The organism is Bradyrhizobium guangdongense (genome assembly GCF_004114975.1).
Taxonomy (GTDB): Bacteria; Pseudomonadota; Alphaproteobacteria; order Rhizobiales; family Xanthobacteraceae; genus Bradyrhizobium; species Bradyrhizobium guangdongense.
In genome coordinates, this window is record NZ_CP030051.1 from 2,983,647 (window position 1) to 3,002,879 (window position 19,233).

The following is a 19,233-nucleotide window of genomic DNA, read 5'->3' on the forward strand; positions in this document are numbered from 1 at the left end:
ATTCGGCCGCGCCCCCGCAGGTCCGGCTTGCCGGTGTGCCTTGCCAGTGTGCCTTGCCGGTGCCTTGCGAGCGCGCTAGGACAAGCAGGTCAGGACAGAGCATGGCCGAGTATTGTTCAAGCAAGCGTATGCTGCGATGATGGCGCCCGTGGCGCTCACCATCGCCGGCTCCGATTCGAGCGGCGGCGCCGGCATCCAGGCCGATCTGAAGACCTTCGCCGCGCTCGGCGTCTATGGCGCGTCCGCTATCACGGCGCTGACGGCGCAGAACACCGAAGGCGTCGCCGGGATCCACGCCGTGCCTGCCGATTTCGTCACCGCGCAGATCGATGCAGTGTTCGCCGATCTGGCCGTCGGCGCGGTGAAGATCGGCATGGTGGCGCAGGCCGGCACGATCGAGGCGATCGTTGCCGCGCTGTCGCGCTGGAAGCCTCGCCACGTCGTGCTAGATCCGGTGATGGTCGCAACGTCGGGCGATCGCCTGCTGGCCGCTGAAGCCGTCGAAGCCTTGCGCACGAAGCTGATGCCGCTTGCATCGGTGATCACGCCCAATCTGCCTGAGGCCGCCGCGCTGCTCGACGAGCCGGTCGCGCGAAGCGAGGCCGAGATCGAACGTCAGGGGCGTCGGTTACTCGGTCTTGGCTGCCGCGCGGTCCTGATCAAGGGCGGGCACGGCGAGGGCCGTGAGAGCATCGACTATCTCGTCAGCACCGACACAACGATCGCACTCGCCGCGCCGCGCGTTGCGACCCGCAACACCCACGGCACCGGCTGCTCGCTGTCCTCGGCCGTCGCCGCGGGTCTTGCCAAGGGCGAAGATCTCGAGACGGCTGTTCGCAACGCCAAGACCTGGATCAGCGCGGCCATCGCGGCCGCCGACCGCTTCAGCATCGGTCATGGCCACGGGCCGATCCATCATTTCCACAACTTCTACTGAGATCGCCGTCGCGGCGCTCCATTCACCGGCGTGGCCACGGTTTTCCGGCATTTTGCGGAGAACCAGGGCGGCCCGATGTCGCCTGATTGTCGCATGCGGCTGATATTCGCAGGGAGGGCGAGGCAAGGTCTGATTCGTATCTGAGGGTGCCTCAAAGGTTCAATCGTCATCCCCCTGTCACGGGACATTGTTACAGGCTGTCGCATGGGAAGTTACGATGTGAGTGACGAGAGCCCGGAGCGGCGCTTTCGCACGTTGTTCATCTCCGACGTCCATCTCGGAGCCCGCGGCTCGCAAGCCGACCTTCTGCTAGACTTCCTGCGCTACCACGACGCCGATACGATCTATCTCGTCGGCGACATCGTTGACGGCTGGGCGCTGAAATCCGGCTGGTACTGGCCGCAATCGCACAACGATCTGGTGCAGAAGCTCCTGCGCAAGGCGCGCAAGGGCGCCAAGGTCATTTACATCCCGGGCAATCACGACGAGTTCCTGCGGAAATATTACGGCACGCATTTCGGCGGCATCGACGTCGTCGAGAACACCGTCCACACCGGCGCGGACGGCAAGCGCTATCTCGTCATCCACGGCGATATCTTCGATCTCGTGGTGCAGAACGCGCGTTGGCTCGCCCATCTCGGCGACAGGGCCTACGATTTCGCGATCCGGATGAACCGGCTGGTCAACTTCTTCCGCCGCATGTTCGGCGTGCGCTACTGGTCGCTGTCACAATGGGCCAAGCAGAAGGTCAAGAAGGCGGTCAACTATATCGGCGCCTTCGAGGAGGCCCTTGCCGCCGAGGCGCGCCGCCATGAGGCCGACGGCGTGATCTGCGGGCACATCCACTACGCCGTAATCCGTGACGAGGCCGGTATCCGCTACATGAACTGCGGTGACTGGGTGGAAAGCTGCACGGCAATCGTCGAGCACGAGGACGGCCAGTTCGAGATCATCACCTGGGCCGATCACTTGCAAAAGCCCGCGCCGGTCGCGCAAGTGGCCGCAAAGGCGGCCTGATGCGCATCCTGGTCGCGACCGACGCCTGGCATCCGCAAGTCAATGGCGTCGTTCGGACCCTGACCAAGCTTGCGGACGCGGCCACCGCGCTCGATGTCGAGTTCTGTTTTCTCACGCCTAGTTCGTTCCGCACCTTCGCGATGCCGAGCTATCGCGACGTGCGGCTCGCGATGCCGCGCGCAGCGCGCATCGCGAAGCTGATCGCGGAGGCGCGGCCCGACAGCATTCATATTGCGACGGAAGGGCCGATCGGCCTGATGGTCCGCCGTTATTGCCGGCAGCGCAAGCTGCCGTTCACGACCAGCTTCCATACCCGCTTTCCCGAATATGTCCGCGCCCGCGTGCCGGTTCCGGGCTCGCTGATCTGGCGCGCGCTCCGCCGTTTCCACAGCCCGAGCCGTGCCGTGATGGCGGCAACGCCGGCGCTGGCCCGCGAGCTCGGCGAGCGAGGGTTCGAGAACGTCGTGCTGTGGCCGCGCGGTGTCGACACCCATCTGTTCCACCCCCGCGCTGTCGACCTCTGCCTGCCCGCCCCGGTGTTCCTCTCGGTCGGCCGCGTCGCAGTGGAGAAGAACCTGGAGGCGTTCCTCGACCTTGATCTGCCCGGTACCAAAGTGATCGTCGGCGATGGCCCGGCGCGCAACGCCCTGGAAGAGGCCTATCCCGACGCGATCTTCCTGGGCGAGAAGCACGGCGAGGAGTTGGCCGATCTCTATGCCGCGGCCGACGTCTTCGTGTTTCCGAGCAGGACCGACACGTTCGGCCTGGTCCTGCTCGAGGCGCTGGCGAGCGGCCTGCCGGTTGCCGCCTTTCCGGTGAAGGGGCCGCGCGACGTCATCGGCGATGCGCCGGTCGGCGCGCTGGAGGAGGACCTGCGCAGTGCCTGCTTTGCCGCGCTCGACATCTCGCGGCAGGCCTGCGTCGAATTCGCCGCCGAATACACCTGGGAGGCTTCGGCGCGGGCCTTTGTCGACAGCATTTTGGCTGTTGATGCGGTGCTGCCGGGCCGGAAAGGGGCGGAACAGCCGCGCTTCGTGGCCTGATTGGAGAGAAATCCTCGCGCGCAGGTGTCTTGCCCGGTCCGCTCCCGCCGCGATAACATCGCGCCATGTCCGAACAGCCCCTTCCGGTCGGCCCCGCCGATATCGACGCCGCAGCGCGCGTGCTCGCGCCCTTCGCCGTCCGCACCCCGCTGTTGTCCTTTCCCGTGCTCAACGAGCGCGTTGGCGCCAACGTCTTCCTGAAGCCGGAGATGCTCCAGCGCACCGGCTCGTTCAAGTTCCGTGGTGCCTTCAACAAGGTGTTCTCGATCCCGCAGGACAAGCGCGCCGGCGGCGTCGTCGCGTTCTCCTCCGGCAACCACGCCCAGGGCGTGGCGGCGGCGGCGAAGATCCTGGACATGCAGGCGACCATCGTGATGCCGGCGGACGCGCCGCTGTCCAAGCGCGAGCGCACTAAATCCTATGGCGCCGAGGTCGTGCTGTACGATCGTGACAAGGACGATCGCGAGGCGATCTCGCGTGGCATCGCCGAGAAGCGCGGCGCGACATTGGTCCGGCCCTATGACGATCCGTTTGTGATCGCGGGCCAGGGCACCGCCGGCCGCGAGATCGCGCAGGACATGGCAACCCTCGGCCTTACCCCCGACATCGTGGTCGCGCCCGCTTCCGGCGGCGGCCTGATCGCCGGGGTCGCCACGGCCGTAAAGGCGCGTTATCCGCAAGCCCAGATCGTCGTGGCCGAGCCCGAGGCGTTCGACGATCACGGGCTGTCGCTAAGCGTCGGCCATCGCGAGCCGCATCCGCCGGCGGGCCGCACCATCTGCGATGCCTTGATGGCGCTGATCCCGGGCGAGATGACCTTTGCGATCAACAGCAAGCTGCTCGCGCGCGGCGTCACGGCCTCGGACAAGGAAGTCGGCGCAGCGGTGGCCTTTGCCTATCGCGAGCTGAAGCTCGTCGTCGAGCCCGGCGGCGCGGTGGGTCTTGCGGCGTTGCTGGCGGGGCGTCTCGATGTCGCCGGCAAGAACGTCGTCATCGTGCTGTCAGGCGGCAATGTCGATGCGGATCTGTTCGCCGAGCTGGTGGCGTAAGTTTCTGAGCTATTAATCTCAAGAAGGGGCAGAGCGTCGCGGCTGTGCCCCTGCTGTATTTGCCGCTTGGTGAATTCGGCTTGCCCGCTTGCTCGGTGCAACCTCTCCCGCTTGCGGGGTGGCGTCGGCCGCCTTCGGCGGCCGTTCTCTTTAAAACACCGAGGCAAAGCCTCGGCTGCGGCGAAGCGCCGGGTGGGGGCTCTGTCCTCTTGGGGATTGTCCCATTGCGGAGACACTCCTCTCCCCAATCCTCCCCCGCAAGCGGGGGAGGGAGCGCACTATCTACAGGGCATCAGTGCATGAACCCGCGGTGATTGCCGCCGCCCATCATCGGCGCCTGGTTCATCGACTGGCGGAAATTGTTTCCGCCGCCATTGTTGATCCGGTTGATGGTGCTGAACTGCGGACGGGTGTTCTGCACCTGGACCTTGTTGACCGGATTGTTGTTGAGCTTCACGCCGTTGTTGATGTGGATCGGATTGGTCTGCGTCTGAACGTTCACTGGCTTCACATCGACAGTCGAGCCGCCCTTGCCTGTTGTCACGGGCATGCTCACGACCTTACCCGCCGTGCCGGTGTTGGCTTTGCCCGTGGTCGGCGTCGTGGTGCTCACCGGCAGCGTCGTGATCTTGCCGATGCCGCCAGTGCTCGTCGTGTTGGTCGGCGCGGGCAGGGTGACGATCTTGCCAGGGATTTGCGACGGCGTGCCATTGCCGAGCTTGCCGACGTTGCCATCGACCGGCTTCTGCACGATCGGCAGGTTGCCGTTCGCCTGCATCCCGCCATTGCCGTGCTGCATCAGCGGCATGTATTTGGGCGCGCCGAGATTGCCGATCTTCAGGGTCGGGGCAATGTTCTGCGGAGCCAAGAACTTCGTCGCCTGCATCAGGGGGATCAGCTTCGGCTGCGCCTCGAGCTTCAGTGCGACTTGCGCATAGGGGCTGCTGTTGTACTTGTCGTAGAAGGCCTTGTAGCCGAACGGCGAGTTCAATAACACGGCTTCATGCCAGGCCTGCGAGATCAGCAGGTTCGCGAGCAGCCAGCGGATGTGATCGCACAGCGGGTCGTGCGGGTACATCGCGACGAACTCCTGATAGTACTCGGGCCGGCCCTCCGACAGTACGTAATCATAGGCTTGGCGCGCCGAACGGCTCGGCAGGTTCGAGGCCATCTGCACCACCGGCGCATGCACCGGCGCGCGGTTGGCGGCAACGACCGTGTCGCCGAAGAAAGTGAAGTCGGAGGTGAGCGAGGAGCTCTCCCAGGGAACTTGCGCGCCGCTGGTGCTCTGGTTCACGGCGAGACGCACGCGCTTGAACAGCTGCTCGATCGGCACGTTGGGCTCGCGCGCGATGTTCAGGAAGGCCTGCGTGTAGGGGCTGTGGCCGCCCGTGCCGTCGAGCGCCTCGGCGCCCGGCGCGGTCGAATAGCCGACGATCGAGCCGTTCGGCGCATCGACGATGGCAAGGCCCCGGCCGGCGTCATTCACCTTCGGGAACGGGTTGTTACGGCAGGCATCGAGGATGACGATGCGCATCCGGCTCGGGATCGTCTCCAGCGTCGACATCACGTCGACCAGGCGGACGGAGTCGTTGACGAGCTCGGTTTGGTTCGAGACCTTCGCATCGACGGGAACGAGATAGTTCTCGCCGGCGAGCTGTACGCCGTGGCCGGCGTAGTAGACCATCGCCACGGTGTTCGGGCCGCGTGCGGACACCTTGGCCGAGAAATCCTGCACCACGCGCAGCATGTCGTTCTGGCCGAGGTCGGTCGCCGAGATCACCTCGAAGCCGGCCGAGTTGAGGAATTGCGCCATCGACTGCGCGTCATTGTCAGGGTTCGCGAGCTGCGGCGCGTTCTGGTAGTTGGAATTGCCGATCACCAGCGCCACCCGCTGCTCCGGGCCTTGCAGCGCGGTCGGGGCGGGTTCGACAGGGGCGACTTGCGCGGAAACCGGGCCGCAGGCGAAGCCGAACAGGCTTCCCAGCAGACCAGCTGTCATCAGGACGGATTTCAGGCGGACCATGGCGTGCTCCTTTGGCACTCATCTCGATGCGAGATTGGTTGCAAGGAACCTAGGTCGCGTTCGCGTCCGGGGTCCGTGATCCCGGTCACGATGCGGAAGTGCGTGATCCAGGTCACGCGAGGGGCGGATATGCGTCACATGTCGCTCTCCGTGCCCCGGACGCAGCGCAGCGCTCTTTAGCGGTGCGCTGCTGTGCCGGGCCCATGTCTCCGAAAGCATTCGTGTGGCGTGGGTTCCCGGCTCTGCGCGGCAGCGTTGCATGCTGCAGCGCGTCAGGGACACAAGAGATCGCCCTTACGAGAAGAACGCGATCTTCTCGGCTTGGGTCATGCGGCGGATCGGGGCGAGCGCATCGTTGGCGGCGGGGCGGGGTCGTTGCAGGATGCCGCTGGCCAGGATGGTGGCGCCGAGCGAGGGCGCGGGCAGGGGTGACGGCGTCGGCAGGATTGCGCTGGGTGCTGCGTTGAGTGATGCAGCGGCCGCCATGGCGGGAGCCGGCTGCTCCATCACTTCGGCGGCTGCTTCCGCGATGGCATCCGTCAGGCGCGCGAGCGATTCCATCGCGATCGGGGCCTCAGTCACCGGCTCCTCGACATTAGGCTCCTCGACATGGGGCACGACCGGCGCTTCCATGGCGACCGGCTCCGCGATGTCAGCGGCCATCGTTTCCGGCATCGGCGCAGGACTGGCTGCTTCCATTTCCGCGGGCTCGACGATCGCGTCGAACTCCGGATCGGGCGCGGCCATCTCTAGCGCGATGGCCTCGAGGATGGCTTCGTCCTCGGCTTCCGCGGCGGCATCGAGCGAGAATTCGTCGGTGATCTCGGCGACGGCTTCGGGCTCGGTGAGGCCTTCCTCGACGGCAGCAACATTCTCTTCGATCGCGGTGTGGCTTTCGGCGATCTCCGGCGCGATCGCGGCGTCCGCCATCGCCTCCCCAGTGCCGCCGCTCGTCTCAACGGCCGCCTCGGGCTCAGGCTCGGGCGCGGCGATCTCCGGCATCTCCGTAAAAGCCACGGGAGTGTCGCTGGCGATCGCCGCTGGCGCCTCGGCCTCAGGCGCTTCCGCGACCGGCGGAGCTTCCTGCGCAGGCACCGGAGCAGGACGGGCCGAGCTCTGCGGCGCTGCGCCGCCGCCGGCCTCGGTCTGCTCGAGACGATCCCTGAGCAGATCAAAGGCGGCCTTGAGGTCGGCGCGCGGGTCGATGGTCGACGTCTGGGCGCAGGCTTCTTCGATCGAGGCGAGCTGCGAATCAATGAGGTCGCAGATCCGCCCGTCGGCGCCGATCTCGCGCCAGCGCCAGGAGATCTCCTTGATGATGCGAACGCCGCGCGTAACAGGCGCAAGGCTCGCCGCGATCGCGGCGGGATCGAAGGCTTTGCCGGCGGCGCTTTCTGCCTCCTCGACGGCGCGGCGGATCGCGACCAGCGCTTCGGGCAGGCGGTCCTCGACAACAGGTTGTCGCTGTGCCGCAAGGCTTTCTTCGATTTTCGCGACCGCGTCGAGCACCATGCGGGTATCGGCATTGCGGTTGCGCTTGGCGTATTCGCCGAGGAACCAGCGACCGCGCGCGGTCTCCATGAATGCTTCGCGGATCGCGTCGTAATCCTGCTCGTTCGGCTCGGCCGCGCGGGCAGACATGGGCGAAAGGGCGAATGCTTCGTTGGCCATGACAATCTCGTCGCGCAAATCACCGCGCGTTACTGTAACGATCACCACGATATCGACCGAATCGCAATTGGTTTGATGCCGTCCGAATCACAAATCTCCACACCAGCATCAGTCAAGCGGCGATTCGCCGTGAGCCTTGCGCTGTTCTATTCGGCGGTGTTCGCGGTATCAGGCACGCATCTGCCGTTCTTCCCGGTCTGGCTCAAGGCGGTCGGCATCGACGCGTCCTGGATCGGCCTCATCAACGCGCTGCCGGCGCTGACGCGCTTCACCACGCTGCCGCAGATCACCGCCTTTGCCGAAAGACAACATGCGATTCGCGCCGGCATGATGATCTCGGTGCTGGCCACCGCGATCGGCTTTGCGGCTGTCGGCCTGCAGCATCGGCCGCTGGCGCTGTTTGTGATCTACGCGCTCACCTGCATCATGTGGACGCCGACGACGCCGCTCACCGATGCCTATGCGCTGCGCGGCGTCGCGCGCTACGGGCTCGACTATGGGCCCTTGCGGCTATGGGGCTCGGCGGCGTTCGCCGCCGGCTCGCTCGCTTGCGGCTATCTCGTCGACATCATTGCAGCGCGCGAGCTGATCTGGATCATCGTCGCCTGGGCCGTCGTTGCAGTCCTCGCCGGCCTGCTGCTGCAGCCGCTCGACGAGGTCAGGCGGAAGACGACGGAGACACATGCCGGCAAGGCGCTGCTGCGCGATGGTGGCTTCTGGGCGGTGATTGCGTCGGCTGCGCTGATCCAGGGCAGCCATGTCGCTTATTACACGTTCTCGGCCATCAATTGGCAGCTCCATGGCATCAGTGGGCTGACGATCGCGGGGCTGTGGACGCTGGGCGTGATCGCCGAGATCATCGTCTTTGCGCTGTCGCCGCGCTTTTCGCTGCGTCCGTCATCGCTGATGGCGATCGGGGGCTTGAGCGCCGTGCTGCGCTGGATCGTCACGGCCAACGAGCCGCCACTGGCGCTGCTTGCGATCGCACAGCTCGGTCACGGCCTCACGTTCGGGATGACTGTCGTCGGCACCATGAATCTGCTGGTGCAGCGCGTGCCGTCGCATCAGATCGCGCGCGGGCAGGGCTATCTCGCCGCATGCAGCGGATTATTGGGCGCGGTGACCTCGATCGCCTCGGGCGCGATCTACGCCCGCATCGGCGACAGCCTGTATTACGTGATGGCAGCGATGGCCGCGGCTGGGGCGCTGGTGATCTGGTTAGCCCGGCACCGGCTCACGGCTCAGCCCCAGAGCGAGGCCTCCGGCGGATAGACCAGGCTCTCGTCGTAACGTAGCCCGTGATCGCGGTCGCGCGCCAGCAGCAAGGGGCCGTCGAGATCGACGAAGCGCGCCTGCGGCGTCACCAGCATTGCAGGCGCCATCGACAGCGAGGTTGCGACCATGCAGCCGATCATGATCTCGAAGCCGAGCGCTTGGGCGGCATCGGCCATGGCCAGCGCCTCGGTGAGGCCGCCGGTCTTGTCGAGCTTGATGTTGACGGCGTCGTAGCGGTCGCGGAGCGGCGCAAGGGAATTGCGGTCATGCACGCTCTCGTCGGCGCAGACGGTGAGCGGCCGCCTGATGCGCGCCAGCGCCTCGTCTTTGCCTGATGGTAGCGGTTGCTCGACCAGGGTGACGCCGACGGCGGCGCAGGCGGCGAGGTTCTGTTCCAGATTGGCCTCGGTCCAGGCCTCGTTGGCGTCCACGATGAGCTCGGACTCCGGGGCCGCCCTGCGCACGGCCGCGATCCGCTCCGGATCGCCGTCCCCGCCGAGCTTGATCTTGAGCAGCGGCCGGTGCGCCGCCCTGGCGGTCGCCGTCGCCATCGCCTCCGCCGTGCCCAGCGAGATCGTGTAGGCGGTGGTGCGCTCGCCGGGCATGGGGCGGTCGAGCAGGCTCCAGGCCCGCCGGCCGGTCGCCTTGGCCTCGAGATCGATCAGAGCACAATCTAGGGCATTGCGGGCAGCGCCAGGCGGCATAGCGGCCTGGAGAGCCTGCCGCGTCAGCCCGTCCGCGACAGCCCGCTGCATGGCCTCGATCGCGGCCAGCGTCGCCTCGGGCGTCTCGCCATAGCGGGGATAGGGCACGCATTCGCCGCGGCCGGTCAGGCTGTTTTGGCTTAACTCGGCCACAACGGTCACGGCTTCGGTCTTGGCGCCCCGGCTGATTGTGAAACTGCCGGCGATCGGAAACCGCTCGATTCGCACCGTGAGGACGGGAACATTGCTGGAAGTCATTTTGAACTCTGGCGAAATCTGAACCTGCTGGTTACCTGTAGCAACTAACATTAACCAGTTGGGGATACCTTTTCCGGGTAAGGGCGTGTGCGCAACTATCTGATTTCCTCCGCCCCGGGTCGGGAGCGGACATCTTGAGCGGCGATCCCAAGCTGGAACGGATTGCCAAGGGCAATGCGCTGGCTCTCTGTGCCACCGGAACCTGGACCGCGAGCTTCGCGCCCGCGCTGGAGCGGATGGTGGCCGATGCCGAGAAGCTCGCCGGCGGTCCCCAGAGCATCTTCATCGACGTGTCCGAGGTCGCCAAGCTCGACACCTTCGGCGCCTGGCTGATCGAACGGCTGCGACGCAGCCTGACGCAAGGGCCCGTCGAGGCGCAGATCGCCGGGCTGTCGGCGAATTATTCGAGCCTCGTCGACGAAGTGCGCCGTGTCAGGGCGACGCCGGTGGTCGAGACCTCGACGATCACCATCACCGGCATGCTGGAGCAGATCGGCCGGACCGTCGCGGGCCTCGCCGGTACGGTCGCCGGCCTCGTCGACATGTTAGGTGCGGTGCTCGCCGCGGGCGGCCGGGTGCTGATCCATCCACGCTCGTTCCGCCTGACCTCGACCGTGCATCACATGGAGCAGGTTTGCTGGCGCGCGGTGCCGATCATCGTGCTGATCACCTTCCTGATCGGCTGCATCATCGCGCAGCAGGGCATTTTCCACTTCCGCCGCTTTGGTGCCGACATCTTCGTCGTCGACATGCTCGGCGTCTTGGTGCTGCGCGAGATCGGCGTGTTGCTAGTCGCCATCATGGTGGCGGGCCGCTCGGGCAGCGCCTACACCGCCGAGCTCGGCTCGATGAAGATGCGCGAGGAGATCGACGCGCTGCGCACCATGGGCTTCGACCCGATCGAGGTGCTGGTACTGCCGCGCATGCTGGCGCTGGTGCTGGCGCTGCCGATCCTCGCCTTCCTGGGCGCCATGGCCGCGCTCTATGGCGGGGGGCTGGTCGCCTGGCTCTATGGCGGCGTCGATCCGGAGGCTTTTCTTTTGCGCTTGCGCGACGCCATCTCGATCGATCATTTCATCGTCGGCATCGTCAAGGCGCCCGTCATGGCCGCGGTGATCGGCATCGTCGCCTGCGTCGAAGGCCTCGCCGTGCAGGGCAGCGCGGAATCGCTCGGCCAGCACACCACTGCGTCGGTGGTGAAAGGCATCTTCTTCGTCATCGTGATGGACGGCGTGTTCGCCATCTTCTTCGCCTCGATCGGGATGTGACGATGGCGGGCGAGATTGAAAATCCCATTATCCGCGTCCGCGACATCACCGTGCAGTTCGGTGCGACGCGCGTGCTCGACGGCCTCAACCTCGACGTCAAGCGCGGCGAGATTTTGGGATTTGTCGGGCCCTCCGGTGCGGGCAAATCGGTGCTGACGCGGACCATTATCGGCCTGGTGCCGAAGGTCGCCGGCTCCATCCAGGTGTTCGGCGTCGATCTCGATTCCTCCAGTACCTCGCAGCGCCGCAATGTCGAGCGGCGCTGGGGCGTGCTGTTCCAGCAGGGTGCGCTGTTCTCCTCGCTCACCGTGCGGCAGAACATCCAGTTTCCGATGCGCGAATATCTTCGCGTCTCGCAGCGGCTGATGGACGAGATCACCATGGCCAAGCTTGCCATGGTCGGGCTCAAGCCTGAAGTGGCCGAGCGTTTCCCATCGGAACTCTCAGGCGGCATGATCAAGCGCGTCGCGCTCGCACGCGCGCTGTCGCTCGATCCCGACCTCGTGTTCCTGGACGAGCCGACCTCGGGCCTCGATCCGATCGGCGCCGGCGATTTCGACGAACTGGTGCGCACGCTTCAGCGCACTTTGGGGCTGACCGTTTTCATGGTAACCCACGATCTCGACAGCCTTTACACAGCTTGCGACCGCATCGCCGTTTTAGGGAACGGTAAGATCATTGCGGCAGGGTCGATCGCTGACATGCAGGCCTCACAGCATCCTTGGCTGAGGCAGTATTTCCATGGCAAGCGCGCCCGCGCGGTGATGAGTTGAGTAGCCGGAGCACCTGATGGAAACGCGGGCCAATTACGTCCTGATCGGATCGTTCACGCTGGCAGTGATCGCGGCGGCGATCGGCTTCGTGCTCTGGTTCCAATCGCTGCACACCACCAAGCAGCGCAGCCCCCTGCGCGTCGTGTTCGAAGGCCCAGCGGCCGGCCTACGCAACGGCGGCAGCGTCAATTTCAACGGTATCCGAGTGGGCGAGGTGGTTTCGGTGAAGCTCGACAATCCGCGGCGGGTTGTCGCACTCGCCATGGTCGAGAACAACACCCCGCTTCGCAAGGACACCCTGGTCGGCCTCGAATTCCAGGGCCTCACAGGCGTTGCCGCGATCTCGCTCAAGGGCGGCGACGAGGCCGCGCCGCCTCCGCCGCTCGACGAGGACGGCATTCCGACGCTGACGGCCGATCCGAACAGGCTTCAGGACGTCACCGAGGCGATCCGCGGCACGCTGCAGAACATCAACAAGATCGTCGCGGACAATCAGGAATCGGTGAAGAACTCGCTGAAGAACCTCGAGACCTTCACCAACTCGCTCGCGCGCAACTCCGAGAAGATCGATGGCGTGATGGCCAAGGTCGACGGCGTGATGCTCAAGGCCGACGGGGTGATGCTCAAGGCGGACAATCTCATGCTCGGCCTCAATACGCTTGCCGGCGGCAAGGACGGCGGCGAGCTGTTCCTGACCGTGAAATCGATCCGTGAACTCGCCGAAGATTTCGACAAGCGCTCCGGTGCACTGATGACCGACGGCCGTCGCACGCTCGGCGACATCAGCCGCGCCGTGAATAATTTCGATCGCAACCCGACCCGCGTGCTGTTCGGCGCCAGCAACAGCAGCGCACAGCCCGCCCCGCCGCCCGAGCCGCCGAAGCCGGCGCCCGCCGCGAGCGGCCGACGGCAGTAAGCGCAACTCCTCCGTCATTGCGAGCGTAGCGAAGTAATCCGGACTGTTTCCGCCGGGGCAGTCTAGATTGCTTCGTCGCCAGCGGAAAATTGCTTCGCAATTTGTCGCGAGCTCCTCGCAGCAATGACGAGGACTGCCGTGCCGATACGAAAGTATGGGGGTCTCGCCGAGCCAAGGTAGGGGGAGGGGCAGGCGGGCGATGTCGGCTATATCGCGCTCAAGGCGCGCTTCACGAAGAGCGCGCCGACTTCACTCACAGGGGAGGAGAGAGCGTGATACGTCTGCTGCTGCTGTTGCCGTTCATCGGGCTGATGATCGTGCCGTTTTACAATATCCGCGAGCCGCATCTGTTCGGCTTTCCGTTCTTCTACTGGTATCAGCTCGCCTGGGTGCCGCTGACCTCGCTGCTCACCTACATCGTCTACAGGAGCATGCGCCGTGCTGACTAATGTCGATAGCGCGGCGTTTGCCGTATTCCTCGCTCTGTTTATCCTGGTCACCGGCATGGGCTTCGTCGCCGCGCGCTGGCGCAAGCCGGAGACGCTCGCCCATCTCGACGAGTGGGGCCTCGGTGGCCGCAAGTTCGGCACCTGGATCACCTGGTTCCTGGTCGGCGGCGATTTCTATACAGCCTACACAGTGATCGCCGTTCCCGCTCTGGTCTATGCGGTCGGCGCCTACGGCTTCTTCGCGCTGCCCTACACCATCATCGTCTATCCCTTCGTGTTCGCGGTCATGCCGGTGTTGTGGAAAGTCGCCAAGGAGCGCGGCTACGTCACCGCAGGCGACGTGGTGCGCGGCGCCTATGGCTCGCGCGGGCTCGAGCTTGCCGTTGCGGCCACCGGCGTGCTGGCGACGATGCCCTACATCGCGCTTCAGCTGATCGGTATGGAGGTCGCGATTAAGGCGCTCGGGCTGAGCGGCGAGGTGCCGCTCGTTCTGGCCTTCCTGGTGCTGGCGCTCTACACCTATTCGTCGGGCCTGCGTGCCCCGGCGCTGATCGCCTTCGTCAAGGACATCATGATCTACATCGTGGTAATCGCCGCGGTTGCGATCGTGCCGTCCAAGCTCGGCGGCTATGGCGCGATCTTTACCGCGGCGGATGCAGCGTTTTCGGCGAAAGGCTCGGGAGGCATCCTGCTGTCGCCAGCGCAGATCGTGCCCTATGCCTCGCTGGCGTTGGGCTCGGCGCTCGCCGCTTTCATGTATCCGCACACGCTAACCGGCATCTTCGCCGCGTCGGGCGGCAACACCATCCGCAAGAACGCGATGCTGCTGCCGGCCTATACGCTCTTGCTCGGGCTGCTCGCGCTGCTCGGCTACATGGGCCATGCCGCGGGGCTCAAGCTCGCGAGCAACAACGATGTCGTGCCGGAGCTGTTCAAGACGCTGTTCCCGAGCTGGTTCGCAGGCTTTGCGTTCGCGGCGATCGCGATCGGCGCCTTGGTGCCGGCGGCCGTCATGAGCATCGGGGCGGCCAATCTGTTCACCCGCAATTTCTGGAAGGTGTGGATCGATCCGAAGGTGACGCCGGCGGGTGAGGCGAAGGTTGCCAAGATCACCTCCATGCTGGTGAAGGTCGGCGCACTGCTCGCCATCCTCTTCATGCCGACGCAGTTCGCGCTCGACCTGCAATTGCTCGGGGGCCTGTGGATCCTGCAGACACTGCCCGCCCTCATCTTCGGGCTCTATCTGAACTGGTTCTCCAGCACGGCGCTGCTGACCGGCTGGGCCGTCGGCTTGGCAGGCGGATCGTGGCTGGCGTGGTCGGACGGGCTGAAGCCGCTGCATGGCATCGACTTCGGCGCCGGCAAGGTCGCGATCTACACCGGACTGCTGGCGCTCGCGCTCAACATCGTGGTCGCCGTGGTGGTCAACCTTGTGCTCAAGGGCCTGCCGCAGGCCGGCCTGTCGCGCGAGGCGGCCTGACGTCAAGTTCGGATCGGCGGCCGGCCGGCCGCCGATCCCAAATCTGCCTTCCACGCGCTTGAAAACACTCTAGTATCCGGGACCGTTCATGAGTACGCAGGATCGATCTCGAGTGAGGATGTCTTGCAGGCGTGGTTCGTTCTTGCGGTCGCAGCCGGTTATGTAACCACGCTGTTCCTGATTGCTTGGTGGGGCGATCGGCGGAGCGTGGACGGACCGCTTGTCTCGCCAAAATCCTGGGCGGCTGCTATCAGCTATTGCCTGACACTTGCCGTCTACAACACCTCCTGGAGCTTTTACGGGTCGGTCGGCCGCGCTGCCACGAGCGGGCTCGACTTCGCCACGATCTATATCGGCCCGACCTTGGTGCTGCTATTCGGCCAGCCGCTGCTATCCAGGGTGATCGCGATCGCGAAAGCGCAGAACGTCACCTCGATCGCCGACTTCATTGCCGCGCGCTACGGCAAGAGCCAGGTGCTTGCGGCCTTCGTGACGCTCGCTTCGCTGCTCGGCGTGCTTCCCTATATCGCGCTTCAGCTCAAGGCCGTCGGCAAGAGCTTCGACTATCTGATCCTGCAGCCTGAGCGCGCCGGCGGCGAGGCGCTGCGGTTCTGGCAGGATTCGGCCTTCGGCGTCGCCGCGTCGATGGCGCTGTTCGCCATTGTGTTCGGCGTCCGCCATGTCCATGCCAGCGAGCATCACCGCGGCTTGATGCTCGCGATCGCGTTCGAGAGCATGGTCAAGCTGGTCGCATTCCTCGTCGTGGCGCTGTTCGTGCTGTTCGGACTATCGGGAGGACCGGCCGCGCTGCTGTCGCACTTCTCCTCGGATCCGCAACTGGCCGGGATCCTGGCCTTCGATCCGACGCAGCCGGTCTGGCCCTCGACGATCATCATCTCGGCGATCGCCTTTCTGTGCCTGCCGCAGGCGTTCCACGTCGCGGTCGTCGAGAACGAGAGCCCCGGTCACACGCGCACCGCGGCGTGGCTTTATCCAACCTATCTTGCGTTGTTCAGCCTGCTGATCCTGCCGATCGCGGCCGCCGGCCTTTCGAGGTTCGGCGCGATGATGGACCCCGACACTTATGTCATCTCGCTGCCGATTGCGGCGAATGCGGGTACGATCAGCCTGATCGCCTTCCTGGGCGGGCTTTCGGCCGCGACCGGCATGGTGATCATGACCTCCGTCGCGCTGAGCACCATGCTCTGCAACGACGTCATCATGCCGCTGCTGCTGCGCTCGCGCGTCTTCGGCCTGCGCGCCCAAAGCCGGCCGATGACCTCGGTGCTGATGACGGTACGGAGGCTCTCGATCCTCGGCATCCTGCTGCTGGCCTATCTAATGCACCGCCTGGTCAACCAGGCCTATCCGCTCACCGTGATCGGGCTGTTGTCGTTCGTCGCGGTCGCGCAGTTCGGTCCGGCATTCGTCGGAGGCCTGTTCTGGCAGCGTGCCAATAAGATCGGCGCCTCGATTGGGATCGCGGCCGGATTTTCCATTTGGGCCTATACGCTGCTGCTGCCGTCGGCGGCGCCGCTCTGGCCCGCCTTCGAGGACATCGTTCGCAACGGCCCGTGGCAGCTCGCGCTCCTCAAACCGAACGCGTTGTTCGGCCTCGAAGGGCTTGATCCGATCTCGCACGCGACGCTGTGGAGCCTTGCAGCCAACCTCGTCTGCTTCGTCGCGGTCTCGCTGGTGGGGCGGCAAACGACGATCGAGCGCAACCAGGCTGCGGCATTTGCCGATGGCGTCGTCCGCGACACGGGGCCGAAGCTGTCCTCACGTGTGGTGGTCCGGCTCGACGATCTCCGCGCGCTGGCACGGCGCTTTGTCGGTGCGGCGCGCGGCGAAGCGGCCTTCGACAGCTATGTCGCGGCGCGCATGTCGGGCTCCGGGCCGCGCCTCGATCCATCGGGGCTAGTCGATCTCGATTCGATCCGCTTCACCGAAAATCTTCTTGCCGGCGCGATCGGCGCTGCCTCGGCGCGCGTGGTGATTGCGGCCTCGCTGGAAGGACATTCGCTGTCGCGGCGGGCGGCGATGGCGATGCTGGACGAAGCCTCGGAAGCCCTGCGCTTCAATCGCAGTCTCCTGCAGAGCACGCTCGAGAGCGTGCCGCAGGGCATCTGCGCCTTCGATGCCGATTTCAACATCACGGCCTGGAACGGGCGGTTCATCGCGCTGCTCGACCTGCCGCCGGATTTCGTGCGCGTCGGCCTTCCGCTCGCCGAGCTCATTGCCTTCAACGTCGAGCGCGGCGAATATGCCGCCTCCGAATTTGCAGCTCTCCTGGTCAATCGCGATGTCGCGACCCAGAGCTGGCCCTATTTGTACGAGCGCAAGCGTCCTGACGGCACGGTGCTCGAGATCGTTTATGACCGCATCGCCGAGGGCGGCTATGTCTCGACCTACACCGATGTGACCGAGCGTCACCGCGCCGCGGAAGCGCTACGGCGGGCCAACGAGGATCTCGAGCTGCGCGTCCGCGAGCGGACCGAGGCGCTCGAGCAGGCCAAGGCGGAGGCCGAGCAGGCTAATCTCGGCAAGACCCGCTTCCTGGCGGCGGCGAGCCACGATCTGCTGCAACCGTTGAACGCGGCGCGTCTGTTCCTGTCGGCGCTCGACGAAAGTCTGCAAGCCTCTTCGCATGCCGGTGCGGCCGAGAAGGAGCGAACGCTTGCCGGCAGCGCCATTACGGCCTTGCGCTCGACCGAACATGTGCTCGACAGGCTGCTTGACATCTCCTCCTACGATGCCGGCGCGGTCCGCGCCGAGCCGTTCGACTTTCCGATCGCCGATCTTCTCGTGCAGCTGAACGTGGAGTTCTCGGCGATGGCGCGCGAGCGTAGCCTCGCCTTCCGCGTCGTCGATTGCTCTCTCTCGGTGCGCAGCGACCCGCATCTGTTGCGGCGAATTCTTCAGAACCTGTTGTCGAACGCGCTGCGCTACACGCCCAAGGACACATCCAAGGACAGATCCAGGGGACGCATCCTGCTCGGCTGCAGGCGGCGCGATGGCCATCTGCGCATCGAGGTCTGGGATACCGGCATCGGCATCGCCGCGGCGGACCAGAAGCGGATCTTCGAGGAATTCCAGCGCCTGACGCCCGGATCGGAGAAGGGGCTGGGCTTGGGACTTGCGATCGTCGACCGCGTCTCGCGGCTGCTGGGGCATCCCGTCGATGTCCGTTCGCGTCCTGGACGCGGCTCATGCTTTGCCGTCACGGTGCCGCTCGCGCAGGGACCTGGAACGCCGCTCCAGCGCAAGGTGGCGGCCACGGCGCCTGCGACGACCGAGCGACAGCTGACGATCCTGTGTCTGGACAATGATGCGACGATCCTCGACGGCCTGACGGCGCTGCTCGGCGGCTGGGGTCATCGCGTGCTGGTCGCAACCGATGCGAACCGTGCCATGGCCGCGGCAGCGGCAAGCCCACCTGATGTCGTGCTGGTCGATTATCATCTCGATGGAGAACGCACCGGCTTGGACTTTCTCGACGATCTCAGGCAGAAGTCGGGACGCGGCATCTGCGCGCTGGTCGTCACCGGCGATCGCAGCGAGGCGGTCCGCGCAGCGGCGAGGGCGCGCGGCTGCGAGGTGCTGTCCAAGCCGGTCAAGCCGGCGGCGCTGCGGCGCTGCCTCGGCGGCGAAGCGTTGAGCCGCCAGTTCGGGACCAAACAGGGAGCTTCCTCGGCGTGACCATGCGCATCCTTATCGGCGATGATCACCCGCTGGTGCAGGCCGCGCTCCGCAGCGCGCTCTCGACCGTGCTGCCCGATCTCGACATCATCGCCTGCCAGTCGCTTGAGGAGGCGGTGAGCGTGCTCTCGGCGCGGTCGGACGACATCGACCTGATCCTGTGGGATCTGACCATGCCGGGGATCCAGGGATTTGCCGCGCTGTTCATTCTGTCGGCGCAATTTCCGACGGTGCCGGTGGCGATTATCTCGGCGCGGCAGGACGCCGCCACAATCCGACGCGCCATCGCCTATGGCGCATCCGGCTACATCCCAAAGTCGCTCAGCCTGCCCGAGATGGCGGAAGCGATCACGAGGATCCTCGCCGGCGAAATCTGGATGCCGCCCAATGTCGGCGGCCGCGGCTCGATCCAGAGCGCCGATGTCGAACTCGCCGGCCGCATGGCCTCGCTGTCGGCGCAACAGCTGCGCATTCTCGCGATGATCGTCCAGGGCAAGCTCAACAAGCAGATCGCCGGCGAGCTCGACATCGCCGAGCAGACTGTGAAGGGGCACGTCTCGACAATTCTGCGCAAGCTCGGCGTCGGCTCGCGGACCCAGGCTGCCGTGCTGGCCGAGCGGCTGTCATTCGGGCAGCCAGGCGGAACCTGAGTTCGCGAGGGAACCTGG

General features: G+C 65.6%; 15 protein-coding genes. 12 read left to right on the forward strand and 3 right to left on the reverse strand.

Translation table 11 applies throughout. The annotated features are described in order from the left end of the window. The first annotated feature begins 136 nt into the window (after window positions 1-136). The 4 genes from thiD (at window position 137) to X265_RS14125 (ending at window position 4,046) form a co-directional block, all read left to right on the forward strand. On the forward strand, window positions 137-937 hold the full coding sequence (gene thiD, locus X265_RS14110; RefSeq protein ID WP_128969266.1) for a bifunctional hydroxymethylpyrimidine kinase/phosphomethylpyrimidine kinase: 801 nt from the start codon (window positions 137-139) through the stop codon (window positions 935-937). 204 nt (window positions 938-1,141) lie between these two features. Continuing rightward, entirely contained in the window at window positions 1,142-1,954 is an 813-nt protein-coding gene (locus X265_RS14115) for a UDP-2,3-diacylglucosamine diphosphatase (RefSeq protein WP_128965359.1), read from the forward strand. Further along, window positions 1,954-2,997 (forward strand): glycosyltransferase family 4 protein, encoded by a 1,044-nt coding sequence (locus tag X265_RS14120; RefSeq protein WP_128965360.1) that lies wholly within the window; start codon window positions 1,954-1,956, stop codon window positions 2,995-2,997. The genes X265_RS14115 and X265_RS14120 overlap by 1 nt, the downstream gene beginning before the upstream one ends. Window positions 2,998-3,062: 65 nt before the next feature. Next, a complete protein-coding gene (locus X265_RS14125) occupies window positions 3,063-4,046 on the forward strand; it encodes a threonine/serine dehydratase family protein (protein WP_128965361.1) in 984 nt (327 codons plus the stop codon). A 292-nt stretch (window positions 4,047-4,338) separates the two neighbouring features. On the opposite strand, the gene X265_RS14130 is transcribed toward X265_RS14125, so the two are convergent. Beyond that, entirely contained in the window at window positions 4,339-6,072 is a 1,734-nt protein-coding gene (locus X265_RS14130) for a caspase family protein (protein WP_164938575.1), read from the reverse strand. Between the two features lie 294 nt (window positions 6,073-6,366). After that, on the reverse strand, window positions 6,367-7,743 hold the full coding sequence (locus X265_RS14135) for a hypothetical protein (RefSeq protein WP_164938576.1): 1,377 nt from the start codon (window positions 7,741-7,743) through the stop codon (window positions 6,367-6,369). A 75-nt stretch (window positions 7,744-7,818) separates the two neighbouring features. Here X265_RS14135 and X265_RS14140 point away from each other — a divergent pair, with 75 nt between their 5' ends. After that, complete coding sequence (locus X265_RS14140; protein ID WP_128965364.1) at window positions 7,819-9,015, forward strand: MFS transporter; 1,197 nt, start codon at window positions 7,819-7,821, stop codon at window positions 9,013-9,015. Here X265_RS14140 and dgcA read toward each other — a convergent pair. After that, a complete protein-coding gene (dgcA, locus tag X265_RS14145; protein WP_128965365.1) occupies window positions 8,985-9,980 on the reverse strand; it encodes an N-acetyl-D-Glu racemase DgcA in 996 nt (331 codons plus the stop codon). The two genes, X265_RS14140 and dgcA, sit on opposite strands and share 31 nt — an antisense overlap. 134 nt (window positions 9,981-10,114) lie before the next feature. On the opposite strand from dgcA, the gene X265_RS14150 reads away from it, so the two are divergent. The 7 genes from X265_RS14150 (at window position 10,115) to X265_RS14180 (ending at window position 19,215) form a co-directional block, all read left to right on the forward strand. Further along, window positions 10,115-11,248, forward strand: a complete 1,134-nt coding sequence (locus X265_RS14150) for an MlaE family ABC transporter permease (RefSeq protein ID WP_128965366.1) — start codon at window positions 10,115-10,117, stop codon at window positions 11,246-11,248. 2 nt (window positions 11,249-11,250) lie between these two features. Further along, on the forward strand, window positions 11,251-12,021 hold the full coding sequence (locus tag X265_RS14155) for an ABC transporter ATP-binding protein (protein WP_164938577.1): 771 nt from the start codon (window positions 11,251-11,253) through the stop codon (window positions 12,019-12,021). Window positions 12,022-12,037: 16 nt separating this feature from the next. Beyond that, window positions 12,038-12,937 carry an MlaD family protein gene (locus X265_RS14160; RefSeq protein WP_128965368.1) on the forward strand — a complete coding sequence of 300 codons (900 nt, stop codon included), beginning with the start codon at window positions 12,038-12,040 and terminating at the stop codon, window positions 12,935-12,937. Window positions 12,938-13,209: 272 nt separating this feature from the next. After that, window positions 13,210-13,386 (forward strand): DUF3311 domain-containing protein, encoded by a 177-nt coding sequence (locus tag X265_RS14165; protein WP_128965369.1) that lies wholly within the window; start codon window positions 13,210-13,212, stop codon window positions 13,384-13,386. Continuing rightward, entirely contained in the window at window positions 13,376-14,866 is a 1,491-nt protein-coding gene (gene mctP / locus X265_RS14170) for a monocarboxylate uptake permease MctP (protein WP_128965370.1), read from the forward strand. Before X265_RS14165 ends, mctP begins: the two co-directional genes overlap by 11 nt. Before the next feature lie 123 nt (window positions 14,867-14,989). Further along, window positions 14,990-18,565 carry a hybrid sensor histidine kinase/response regulator gene (locus tag X265_RS14175; RefSeq protein WP_164938578.1) on the forward strand — a complete coding sequence of 1,192 codons (3,576 nt, stop codon included), beginning with the start codon at window positions 14,990-14,992 and terminating at the stop codon, window positions 18,563-18,565. After that, window positions 18,562-19,215 (forward strand): response regulator, encoded by a 654-nt coding sequence (locus X265_RS14180; RefSeq protein ID WP_128965372.1) that lies wholly within the window; start codon window positions 18,562-18,564, stop codon window positions 19,213-19,215. Before X265_RS14175 ends, X265_RS14180 begins: the two co-directional genes overlap by 4 nt. Window positions 19,216-19,233 lie beyond the last annotated feature (18 nt).

What these genes read in the sequence shown, in the direction of transcription:
- thiD (WP_128969266.1), top strand. Translation starts at nt 137, where the DNA reads ATGATGGCGCCCGTGGCGCTCACCATCGCCGGCTCCGATTCGAGCGGC.
- X265_RS14115 (WP_128965359.1), top strand. Translation starts at nt 1,142, where the DNA reads ATGGGAAGTTACGATGTGAGTGACGAGAGCCCGGAGCGGCGCTTTCGC.
- X265_RS14120 (WP_128965360.1), top strand. Translation starts at nt 1,954, where the DNA reads ATGCGCATCCTGGTCGCGACCGACGCCTGGCATCCGCAAGTCAATGGC.
- X265_RS14125 (WP_128965361.1), top strand. Translation starts at nt 3,063, where the DNA reads ATGTCCGAACAGCCCCTTCCGGTCGGCCCCGCCGATATCGACGCCGCA.
- X265_RS14130 (WP_164938575.1), bottom strand. Translation starts at nt 6,072, where the DNA reads ATGGTCCGCCTGAAATCCGTCCTGATGACAGCTGGTCTGCTGGGAAGC.
- X265_RS14135 (WP_164938576.1), bottom strand. Translation starts at nt 7,743, where the DNA reads ATGGCCAACGAAGCATTCGCCCTTTCGCCCATGTCTGCCCGCGCGGCC.
- X265_RS14140 (WP_128965364.1), top strand. Translation starts at nt 7,819, where the DNA reads ATGCCGTCCGAATCACAAATCTCCACACCAGCATCAGTCAAGCGGCGA.
- dgcA (WP_128965365.1), bottom strand. Translation starts at nt 9,980, where the DNA reads ATGACTTCCAGCAATGTTCCCGTCCTCACGGTGCGAATCGAGCGGTTT.
- X265_RS14155 (WP_164938577.1), top strand. Translation starts at nt 11,251, where the DNA reads ATGGCGGGCGAGATTGAAAATCCCATTATCCGCGTCCGCGACATCACC.
- X265_RS14160 (WP_128965368.1), top strand. Translation starts at nt 12,038, where the DNA reads ATGGAAACGCGGGCCAATTACGTCCTGATCGGATCGTTCACGCTGGCA.